Here is a 10,184-nt window from a genome sequence, read left to right on the forward strand (position 1 = left end):
CCGGCCACTGCTTTTTCTTCGTGTTCACGCCTGTCTGTGGACTGGATTGAACGCCGATAGCATAGCAATCCTAGAGGAATATCAACCCGGGTTATCGCTAATGTCAATTGCGAGCGAACGGTAGTGAACGCGGCAATCTGGCTCATTAAGGCGGAGATTGCCGCGTCGCTACGCTCCTCGCAAAGACGTAAAAATTGACACCGCCTTAAAATGGCAACGCCAGGCGTAGTCATATTTGAACGAGTCGTCATAATGCAAGAAACCCAAATGGCTAAGAGAAGCGTAGCCAAATGTGACGAGACGACGGAGTTTATATTCACATAAATGAGTAAGTCGAGGAACATTTAGCATAGCTTATCAACGCCAGTTGGGTTTCGGCTAGCACGCTAAGCAGAGAGCTTGAGGAGTTCCCAATAGCGCAGATAAAGATGTGTCGCCTTGCCCACATCCCCTTCAAATTCGGCGTGCTTGAAAATCCAGGCGGGCGGGTTGAGGATAGGATTATCACGATCTTCTTTTGGCATCTGTTGCACGGCTTTTTCATTCGGTGTTGAATAACCTAAAGACAAGCTGATCATTTTCGCGATTTTAGGCTGAAGCAAGAAGTTTACAAAGGCATAAGCATTCGACTTGTGCGGCGCATTGGCAGAAATCGCCATGCAATCCACCCACAAGTTCACGCCATCGTGCGGATAAATAAAATGCAAATGCGGGTTGATACGCATGATGTTATACGCATCACCACTATCAATCACGCCGACGGTTGCATCTTCATCCAAATAAATCGGTTGCGTGCCGGCACTATTAAACAGCTTTACATTGGGCAACAGCGCTTTCATTTTCAAATAGGCTTGGCGAATTTTCTCAGGGTCTTGTTCGTTAATCGAATACCCCATCGTGCGAAGACCAATCGCAAACACATCTCGTTCATCATTGGTCAACAAAAGCTGGCCTCGAAAACGCTTTTGCCACAAATCGGTCCAATTTTTAATAGAGTGCGGGTCGTAGTATTTATCGTTAACAATAATACTCGTAGAACCCCAATCATACGGCAAGCTGTACTCATTAGCGGGGTCAAACGAGCGATTCAACAAACGTGGGTTTAAGTTTTGCATACCCGACAGCTGGCTATGATCCAGCTTCAATAGCAAGCCGGCTTTGGCCATACGCTGAATATAATAGGAAGATGGAAACACCACATCATACCCGGCTTGCGGATCAGCTTTTAACTTAATGAATAAATCTTGGTTGCTATCAAAGGTTGCATAGTTTACATGAATACCCGTTTGCGCTTCAAAAAGCTTGATCACCTTGGGCGGCAAGTAATCGGCCCAATTGTAGACATTCACAACCTGCTGCGCTTTTGCAAGCGACAAAGCACCAAGTAATAACAATAATGCACGAACCCTCATGGCTTCTTCCTCAAAAACCATTGACCTGCGAGTGCTGCAATGCAGGTGATCAACAAAATCATGCTACACAAGGCGTTAATTTCGGGGGTTACACCGAGCTTCACCTGAGAGAAAATGTATAAGGGTAAAATTTGATAACTTGGGCCGCTGACAAAAAAGCTGATCACCACATCGTCAAAGGACATCGTAAAACTTAAAAACCAAGCCGCCACAATGGCGGGCATCAACAAGGGCAACATGATCTTTTTAAAAATCGTGATATCTTCTGCGCCCAAATCACGCGCGGCCTCAAATAAGTTTTTGTCTAAGGTAATAATACGCCCGTAAACCACCACAAACACAAAAGGCAAACAAAAGGTGATATGCGCTATCAGCAAGCTGAAAAAGCCCAGCGTTAAATCAAAGAAGTGATAAAGCAATAACAAGGCAATACCAATAATTAAATCCGGCACAATGATCATGGCCATGATCAAGGCATGCAAACCCTGGCGCCCAATAAAGCGATATTTAAACACAGCCACTGCGCCCAACGCCCCAATACACACCGCCACAGTCGACGCAAAAGTGCTAATTAACAAAGAATGGTATGCGATGGTTTGCAAATCCGTGTCCTGAAACAACTCTTTGTACCAAGTCCAGGTAAAACCATGCCACAAGCCTGAGTAGGTTGTGTGATTAAATGAAAAAACCACCAGCACGATGATAGGCAAATATAAAAACGCAAAAACTAAGCTCATGTAGGCCGGCTGCCAAAGACGCTTCATACAAAGAGCCCCGCATTTTTACGCTGATGACGAAGACGATACAAACCAATCATCAAAAGCAAGAAGAGCAGCAGCAAGGTGCTCATGGCTGCACCCAAAGGCCAATTGCTGCCGTCTAAAAATTGGTACTTAATGAGATTGCCCAATAAGAAACTTTTCGCCCCACCCAACACTTCAGGAATATAGAACAAAGTGATCGAGGGCAAAAATACCAACAATACGCCGGAGACGATGCCGGGCATGCTCACAGGCAACACCACTTTAGAAAACGATGTCCAAGGTGTGGCGCCAAGATCTCGCGCAGCCTCCACCAAGCGCCAATCAAACTTTTCAAGATTCGCATACAAAGGCAAAATCATAAACGGCAAAAGCGTATAAACCAGACCAATCTCTACCGCAACAGGCGTGTATAAAATTTGAAGCGGGGCGTGAATGATGTGTAGCGCGATTAAACAATGATTCAACAAACCCTTAGCCTTAATGATCGTCATCATGGCATAGGTTCGAATTAAAGAACTGGTCCAGAACGGCACCATGATCAACAACAGCGACAACGCCCGGTATTTCGAGGGCATTTTGGCCATCGCATAGGCAAAAGGATACGCCACGACTAAACACAAGACGGTGGTAAACACCGCCCAAAGCATAGAATGCAAAAATATGCGGATATATAAATAGTGAAAAGCGTCCACATAATTGTGAAGCGTTAAATGCGGCACCACCACTTGCGTGGTTGAAGGTTTGAACAAGCTCAGTAGAAAGGTCAGCAATAAAGGCAGCGCGGCAAAAATCGCCATCCAGACACTGATAAAGCCAATAGCCATGATTTTAAACTGGCGATTGCTCATCTTCATGACAATAAAATCTCTTCCCAACCCAGCTGAAACTCAGCCCAAACCGGCTCACCCACGCGATAGTTCAACTCTTCATCGTCTTCATCAAAAAACTCGCTAGCCTGAATGAGCTCGCCACTTTCCGTGCGAAGACGCAAATCAACCGTTGAGCCTTTATAAATCACATCCTCAACCACCGCCGGAATCATGTGAGCTTTTTCTTCACTGTCGACTTCGGTTCTATCCCACACACTGAAATCTTCAGGGCGAATAAGTACAGAGATCGCCTGCCCTGTTTGCAAAGCGAGCGAACGCTTATTTTTCAAACGGTACGAGCGACCAGCAAAGCTTACATCAAGCTGCTGATCAACGATCCCCTCGATGGTCGCTTCAAAAATATTCGCAGCACCCACAAATCGCGCCACTTGTAAGTTTGCCGGTGTTTCATAAATCTGACGCGGCGTGCCGACTTGTTGCACCAAGCCATCGTGCATCACGACCACACGATCAGAAATCGACAGGGCTTCTTCTTGATCATGCGTCACCAAAATAAACGTGATACCGAGCTGGCGCTGCAAGCGCTTTAATTCAAGCTGCATGTCTAGGCGCAAACGGTAATCCAACGCACTTAAAGGCTCATCGAGCAACAAAACCAAAGGCTCGTTGACCACGGCTCGCGCAATAGCAACGCGCTGCTGCTGTCCGCCACTGAGTTGGTCTGGCTTTCGAGTGGCGAAATGATCTAAGCGTACACTCTTTAAAGCGTCCATCACCCGCCGATCAATTTCATTGCGAGGCACATTTTTGCACGACAAGCCAAAAGCGACATTGTCATAGACTGTCATGTGCGGAAATAAAGCGTAGCTTTGAAAGACGGTGTTCACTCGACGTTTATGAGGCGCCACAGTATTCACAACACGCCCTTCTATGACGATATCACCCTGCGTAGGCTGCTCAAACCCTGCCACCAAACGCAACAAAGTAGTCTTACCGCAACCTGAGGGGCCTAAAATGGTAATGAATTCGCCGGCTTCGACCGTGAGTGAAACGTTATCAAGAATCGTTTCTTGATCGAAGGCCTTGGATACTGTGCTTAGAGCTAAAACGGGCTGTTTCAAACACAAAGCCTCCGAAAAGTGACCAACAAGACGGGGGATTGTACTGGAGTTGACCAGGCGTGACAACACATGCGCAACATGATTCAATACCGCCATGAATCGACACGGCATTCGACAGCAATACCTAAACGCCTGGCAAAAAGCTCAGCAAGGACAGCCTTTATCCGCCCTGGAAGCCAGCATTGCGGAGGTGATCGCCACTCACCCAGAGTACCACGCAGCGATTGAACAGATTGCCAAAAACCCTGAACAAGATTTTTTTGCAGAGCTTGGCGAAACCAACCCTTTTTTGCACATGGGCTTGCACCTTGGTCTTCGCGAGCAAGTCAGCACCGACAGACCTGCGGGTATTCTCCACATCTACACGAATCTGTGCAGACAGCACAGCCAACATGACGCTGAACATCTCATGATTGAGGTGCTGGCTAAAGCCTTATGGGAAGCAGAGCGTGCCGGCAAGCTGCCCGATGAGGCAGCTTATCTCGACGCATTAAAAGAACTTAGTTAGCGTTAGCCACGTTTGAGCTATTCACACCAGTTTGACTAGCAGGACTTGTCGCCGCGGGTGTAGCGTTTGTGCTTGTTGTTTCAGGTGTCGCAGCTGGCATAGTCGCCGTGTTCTGAGTACCGACAGGCTTTGAGACAGCTTGCATCGCAGCAACTTTATGGTTCACTGCCTGAGGCTTGTGCACCGCCTTTTTTGGTGCGGGCTTAGAGCTGTGCTTTTTCATCATTTTCTTATGCGGATAATGCGTCTTTAGACTGCCGTATTGGCTGGAAGCGTGCACATTAGGGGCCGTTGCAAGCAACCATTGGTTAATACGGTTGACGTCATTGACACTCAAAGTCCCCGCTGCTGCTTTAAGATTAATCAAACTTAAAATGTAATCATAACGATCGTTTGAATAATTTTCTTGGGCTTGGTAAAGATTTTTCTCGGCCTGCAACACATCCAACATGGTTTGCGTACCAACCTTGTAGCCTTCTTCCGTACCCTGCAATGAACTTTGATTTGAAATAATCGCTTGGTAATCAGCCTGCACTTTGCTGATGCCGGACATAGCGCCCAAATAAGACTGGCGCGTTTGATTCAGAATATCGCGATAGTTGTATTCTAACTGCGCCGCCGCCAAACGGTATTGGTCCACATTTTGGTTCACTGTTGCATAAACCTGACCACCTTGAAAAATCGGCATGGTTAAGGTCAAGCCCGCTTGAGCCGTTGTTGTGCGTTGATTGGAATCAGACACGCTAAGATTACGCGTATAATCATTTTCATACGACGCATTCAAGGCCACTGTCGGCATGTGCCCGCCTTCCGCGGCTTTCACATTATAACCTGCCGCGACCAAATCAAACTGGGATGCCTTTAAACTCCAGCTCGATTTCTGCGCTTTCTTCACCCAAGCGTTCATCGTGGATGGCGAGGGCTTTAACAAAGGCAAACGCTTCAAACTTTGAAGCGATGAATAATACACATTCGTGATCGCGCGCAAATTTTCGCGCTGATCTAATAAATTGTTTTCGGCTTGAACGACCTTAGATTTTGAAGAATCGTACTGAGCTTGCGCATTTTCAACGTCAGTTAAGGTTTTAACACCCACATCGTAGCTTTCTTTGGCTTGGCGATATTGGCGATAGAATGCGCGTTTTTCTGATTGAGCCAAGATTAAATCATCGCGCGCGCGCAAGACTTCAAAATACGCAGTTGACGTGCGAACAATCAAATTTTGAATAGCCGCCGTGTACGTCGCAAAAGCTGACTTCTCAGACGCTGAAGCTGACTCCAGCTGTTCCCACTGCGTAAAATTAAACACCGTTTGCGCAACACTTAAGGTGTAGTTTGAATCGCGGCTATCTTGATGAGCTGTAACCGAACCCGGGGTAATGCCGATTGACGAAGAGCCATTTTTAGCCACGGTTTTTTCTCGATCAACCGTGCCCGTTAACGCCAAACTCACTTGCGGCAACAAAGCCGCACGGTTAATCGGCACTTGCTCTCTGGCCGCTTGGTAAGTCGCATACGCTTGTTGAAACGTGGGGTCACTTTTCACGGCCTGATGATACACCTGCACCAAATCAGCCGATTGGGCCAAGCCAATGCTTGTTAAACTTGCTGCGATTAGCGCGGCTGTGAGTGTTCTCATTATTAGCTCCTTAAAAGGAAAATACGGTTTTATTCGGCGAATCCAACACACTATGCACCGAGGTTTCATACAAAACACGCTCTATGATCAGCTGGTTTTCCCCTTTCACGTACAGCGTGGCTTGCATTAAAGGTTCGCAACCGACAATGGCAAACATTCGGCCTTTATCGGACAACTGTGCCAATAAGCTTTCAGGCACCGCAGAGACTGAACCTGTCAAAACGATCACGTCAAAAGGCGCGAACATGGGCGCGCCTTCTAAATCTTTCTGCACGTCCAGTGTCACATTATTAACCGCTAAATTCAACAAAGCTGTCTTGGCTTTCTCAAGCAAGGCGGCATCGGTATCCAAGCTATAAACATGCTTAGAAAGTCTCGCCAGCAAAGCCGTAAGATAGCCTGTGTCAGTACCCAAGACCAACACCGTTTCATCAGACTTAGCAGAAACTGCTTGTAATAATTTGCCCTGCTCTTTGGGCGCGAGCATCAAACGACCATGCCCCACAGGCGCCTCAAGATCCGCGTAAGCAAAGGCGCTGTATTCAGGGGGAAAGAAAGCATCACGAGGGATTTGAGCCATCAAATCTAGAATGGTGTCATCATACACACCCCAAGCTCGGACTTGTTGTTTGACCATTTGATCGCGAGCCGCTGCTCTATCAGTACTCACACAGACCTCTATTCAGGATTCTTCAAAGCCTTACAGTATAGAGCTTTCGTTTATATTATCAATTTGAAAAATAGACGATGTTAGGGCGAGTCCCTAGGCGCTGGCGCCGTCCATGAGAATGATGGTTCGAGGCGTGGTTTGTTCAAAATTCAAACGAACAAGCTGATCACTGGTAAAACCAGCTTCGTAAAAACGAGTGTTGTCATCGTAATAAAGCGACTGAAAGTGCGCCCGTGAGAAATCCGCCCAATGGCACTGTGCACCGGATAAATCCAGACCATCAATATCCAAACCAGAGAAATCGGCGTGGCGAAAATTGAGGTTTCTGGCCGATAGGCCCGCTAAGCTTGGCAAATACCCTTGATCTTCGAGCAAGCGATCCAGGCGAAAATGACGAGAGCCGTTTACCAGAGGACGATACAATGGGTCGTCTAAGCTATTAATATAGAGTGCCAAGAAAGCTTTTTGCGTGATTTTGCGCCGCTGTCCCATAAAGACTTTACCCCTAAAAGCCCGGCAACTCCCTGCCAGCCTACATCCTTGTAGAAATACAGTATCAAAGAGATTGAACAAACGCAAGGGGCACAGTTTATCGCAGCGATTTAGATTGAGAGAGATGCCTTTAAGGCGCTTCTCGACATTCAAGTCGCCAAGAGAAACGCAGCAAAATTTGACGAAAAAGCGGCATTTATAGTGAATCAATGGGCATTTCGAGAAAGGCCCTTAAACCGTCATAAGGTGCTTGCGATAGTACTTCAGCTCATCAATCGAATCTAAAATATCCGACAAAGCCAAGTGCTTGGATTTTTTCTGCACACCTTTATAGACCGACGGTGCCCAGCGAATCGCCAACTCTTTAAGTGTCGACACATCCAGATGGCGATAGTGAAAGTAGGCTTCAAGCTCAGGCATGTATTTATTCAGGAAACGTCGATCCTGGCAAATCGTATTACCGCACATGGGCGATTTACCTTTGGGCACATAACGACGCAAAAACTCTAGGGTCATTTGCTCGGCTTCTTGCGCGCAGGTGCGACTATGCTTCACACGATCCACCAAACCCGAACGCGTATGGTGTTTCGTGTTCCAATCATCCATACCCGCAAGCTTGGCATCAGACTGTTTAATGGCAATGACCGGGCCTTCAGCCAAGACGTTCAACTGCGCATCAGTCACCACCGTCGCGATTTCAATGATCACATCACGCTTGGGGTCTAAGCCCGTCATTTCCAAGTCGATCCAAATCAAGTTATCTTTTTTCTTCATTATTTTTTCGCCACAAATTTTGATTCTGTACCTTTACGCAAACGGTCAATGTTTTCACGGTGACGCCAGATAATCATCAAAGCAATCAAAGCCAAGCCTGGTGCGTAATACAATTGATGCGTTAAGAATAAGCACAATACCGGCGCCAACACGGCTGCAACCAAAGACGCCACAGAGGCATAGCGAAGTATCGCCACCAGCGCGAGCCAGACCAAGGCACACACCACACCCAGCGTTAGCGAAACACCAAAGTACACACCGATTGCGGTGGCCACACCCTTACCGCCTTTGAATTTAAAAAAGATCGGGTACATATGGCCCAACACGGCCGCAAGACCGACCAAGCCCAACGCCACACCGTGCACCTCTAGTGTTAAACCCACAATAATCGCGACAAATCCTTTGAGCGCATCACCCACCAAGGTCATGACCGCATAGGTTTTACCGGCCACACGCAAGATGTTCGACGCGCCGGGATTACCCGAGCCTTGCGTACGTGGATCAGGCAAGCCCGCGGACTTGCACACGATGATGGCGCAAGACACCGAACCGATAAGATACGCAGCGATAAGTGCGACGATGAGGAGCAACATGGTGTATTCCTTAAAATTAAATCTGAGAATCATCGTACTAGAGAACTTGCCTGTGCTCAAGATTGGCTGCGAGCGCAATTTGGCGAGGGATTTTCTTTGTTGGGGCTTCTAGAGGCATGGATGCCGTAAGAGAGCGGCCAGGATGGCGAAAAGCGTCCTTAATTTTTGCCAATTTTGCTTGGTTTGCAGCCCAGCGACGACTTTAGGGACACGCCCTAGAGAAAATCGCGACGTGCAAAGACATCAAGAGCCAAATCGTGATCTTTCTCACCCCGCAACAAACGCTGGCAACCGGCATAAGCAATCATCGCTGCGTTATCGGTGCAAAACGCCATGGGCGGGTAAAACACTTGAATACCTTGCGCATCCAAGCGTGAAAAATAGGCTCGCAAACGAGCGTTCGCACTCACGCCACCCGAAACGATCACGCGTTTTAAGCCTGTGGCTTTTAAGGCCCGCTCGGTTTTTAAAAACAAGGTGTCAACCACCGCTTCTTGAAACGAAGCCGCGATATCGGCTCGAGTGGTTTCATCGAGCGCGCCGCATTTTTTCACGGTGTGCAATACACTGGTTTTTAAGCCGCTGAAACTAAAATCCAAACCCGGTCTGTCACACATCGGCCGTGGAAACGCAAAACGGCTTGCATCGCCCTTCATCGCTAAACGCGCAAGCTCCGGCCCACCCGGGTATGGCAAGCCCAACAGCTTGGCGGTTTTATCAAAGGCTTCGCCTGCTGCGTCATCAATCGATTCACCCAACAGCGTATATTCACCCAAGCCTTTTACGGAAGCGAGCAAGGTGTGACCACCTGAAACCAATAGCGCTAAAAAAGGAAAGTCTGGTTTTTCATCGGCCAACATGGGTGCCAGCAAATGCCCTTCCATGTGATGAATACCCAAGCTTGGAATATTGAGCGAATAAGCCAGAGCCTTCGCCCACATTGCGCCAGTCATCACCGCGCCGATTAAACCAGGGCCCGCCGTGTAAGCGACAGCATTAATATCCAGCAACTCACAACCCGCATGATCCAGCGCATCTTCGACCAAGGGCAATAATTTTTCCACATGCTCACGCGAGGCCAACTCCGGCACTACGCCGCTAAAGTCTCTGTGCAAAGGAATTTGCGAATAAATTTCGCTGGATAACAAACCGCGCGCGCTATCGTAAACCGCAACCGCGGTTTCATCGCACGACGACTCGATGGCTAAAACTTTCACAACAACGCCCAGAGAGTTAAAACGGCGATACTACACGGATCAGACAGTAGCAGCAACGCGACGAGTAGCTTCGGGGTGCGATTAAAAGTGTAGGTTTTCATGCCGCTTTTCTTTCTTCCCAATAATCATTCCACTGTCCATTGGCGCGATTGACTCTAAGTGCG

At 47.8% G+C, this 10,184-nt stretch carries 11 protein-coding genes; 1 reads left to right on the forward strand and 10 read right to left on the reverse strand.

Annotated features, from left to right (window positions below; all coding sequences use genetic code 11):
* Positions 1-386 precede the first annotated feature (386 nt).
* The 4 genes from COV52_09995 to COV52_10010 are packed head-to-tail and all read right to left on the reverse strand — an operon-like array spanning position 387 to position 4,127.
* Positions 387-1,433: a spermidine/putrescine ABC transporter substrate-binding protein gene (locus COV52_09995; protein PIR10154.1), complete on the reverse strand. Its 1,047-nt coding sequence runs from the start codon at positions 1,431-1,433 to the stop codon at positions 387-389.
* Positions 1,409-2,176 (reverse strand): spermidine/putrescine ABC transporter permease PotC, encoded by a 768-nt coding sequence (gene potC, locus COV52_10000; protein ID PIR10155.1) that lies wholly within the window; start codon positions 2,174-2,176, stop codon positions 1,409-1,411. The genes COV52_09995 and potC overlap by 25 nt, the downstream gene beginning before the upstream one ends.
* Positions 2,173-3,024, reverse strand: coding sequence for a spermidine/putrescine ABC transporter permease (gene potB, locus COV52_10005; GenBank protein PIR10162.1), 852 nt, complete (start codon positions 3,022-3,024; stop codon positions 2,173-2,175). Before potB ends, potC begins: the two co-directional genes overlap by 4 nt.
* A 2-nt stretch (positions 3,025-3,026) precedes the next feature.
* The gene (locus COV52_10010; protein PIR10163.1) at positions 3,027-4,127 is read right to left on the reverse strand and encodes a spermidine/putrescine ABC transporter ATP-binding protein PotA; all 1,101 of its coding nucleotides are present in this window, start codon (positions 4,125-4,127) and stop codon (positions 3,027-3,029) included.
* 94 nt (positions 4,128-4,221) lie between these two features.
* Between COV52_10010 and COV52_10015 the strand changes: the two genes are divergently transcribed.
* Positions 4,222-4,635, forward strand: coding sequence for a hypothetical protein (locus COV52_10015; GenBank protein ID PIR10156.1), 414 nt, complete (start codon positions 4,222-4,224; stop codon positions 4,633-4,635).
* Here the strand turns inward: COV52_10015 and COV52_10020 are convergent.
* The 6 genes from COV52_10020 to tsaD form a co-directional block, all read right to left on the reverse strand.
* Positions 4,628-6,343, reverse strand: coding sequence for a hypothetical protein (locus tag COV52_10020; protein PIR10157.1), 1,716 nt, complete (start codon positions 6,341-6,343; stop codon positions 4,628-4,630). The genes COV52_10015 and COV52_10020 overlap by 8 nt on opposite strands.
* Entirely contained in the window at positions 6,285-6,944 is a 660-nt protein-coding gene (locus tag COV52_10025; protein ID PIR10158.1) for a protein-L-isoaspartate O-methyltransferase, read from the reverse strand. The genes COV52_10020 and COV52_10025 overlap by 59 nt, the downstream gene beginning before the upstream one ends.
* A 93-nt stretch (positions 6,945-7,037) precedes the next feature.
* Positions 7,038-7,436, reverse strand: coding sequence for a hypothetical protein (locus COV52_10030; GenBank protein PIR10159.1), 399 nt, complete (start codon positions 7,434-7,436; stop codon positions 7,038-7,040).
* A gap of 231 nt (positions 7,437-7,667) precedes the next feature.
* A complete protein-coding gene (locus COV52_10035; GenBank protein PIR10160.1) occupies positions 7,668-8,213 on the reverse strand; it encodes an oligoribonuclease in 546 nt (181 codons plus the stop codon).
* On the reverse strand, positions 8,210-8,800 hold the full coding sequence (gene plsY / locus COV52_10040; protein PIR10164.1) for an acyl-phosphate glycerol 3-phosphate acyltransferase: 591 nt from the start codon (positions 8,798-8,800) through the stop codon (positions 8,210-8,212). The genes COV52_10035 and plsY overlap by 4 nt, the downstream gene beginning before the upstream one ends.
* 218 nt (positions 8,801-9,018) lie before the next feature.
* Complete coding sequence (tsaD, locus tag COV52_10045) at positions 9,019-10,020, reverse strand: tRNA (adenosine(37)-N6)-threonylcarbamoyltransferase complex transferase subunit TsaD (protein ID PIR10161.1); 1,002 nt, start codon at positions 10,018-10,020, stop codon at positions 9,019-9,021.
* Between the last annotated feature and the right edge of the window lie 164 nt (positions 10,021-10,184).

The organism is Gammaproteobacteria bacterium CG11_big_fil_rev_8_21_14_0_20_46_22 (genome assembly GCA_002796245.1).
GTDB lineage: Bacteria > Pseudomonadota > Gammaproteobacteria > UBA12402 > UBA12402 > 1-14-0-20-46-22.

What these genes read in the sequence shown, in the direction of transcription:
- COV52_09995 (PIR10154.1), bottom strand. Translation starts at nt 1,433, where the DNA reads ATGGTTTTTGAGGAAGAAGCCATGAGGGTTCGTGCATTATTGTTATTA.
- potC (PIR10155.1), bottom strand. Translation starts at nt 2,176, where the DNA reads ATGAAGCGTCTTTGGCAGCCGGCCTACATGAGCTTAGTTTTTGCGTTT.
- potB (PIR10162.1), bottom strand. Translation starts at nt 3,024, where the DNA reads ATGAGCAATCGCCAGTTTAAAATCATGGCTATTGGCTTTATCAGTGTC.
- COV52_10015 (PIR10156.1), top strand. Translation starts at nt 4,222, where the DNA reads ATGAATCGACACGGCATTCGACAGCAATACCTAAACGCCTGGCAAAAA.
- COV52_10020 (PIR10157.1), bottom strand. Translation starts at nt 6,343, where the DNA reads ATGAAACCTCGGTGCATAGTGTGTTGGATTCGCCGAATAAAACCGTAT.
- COV52_10030 (PIR10159.1), bottom strand. Translation starts at nt 7,436, where the DNA reads ATGGGACAGCGGCGCAAAATCACGCAAAAAGCTTTCTTGGCACTCTAT.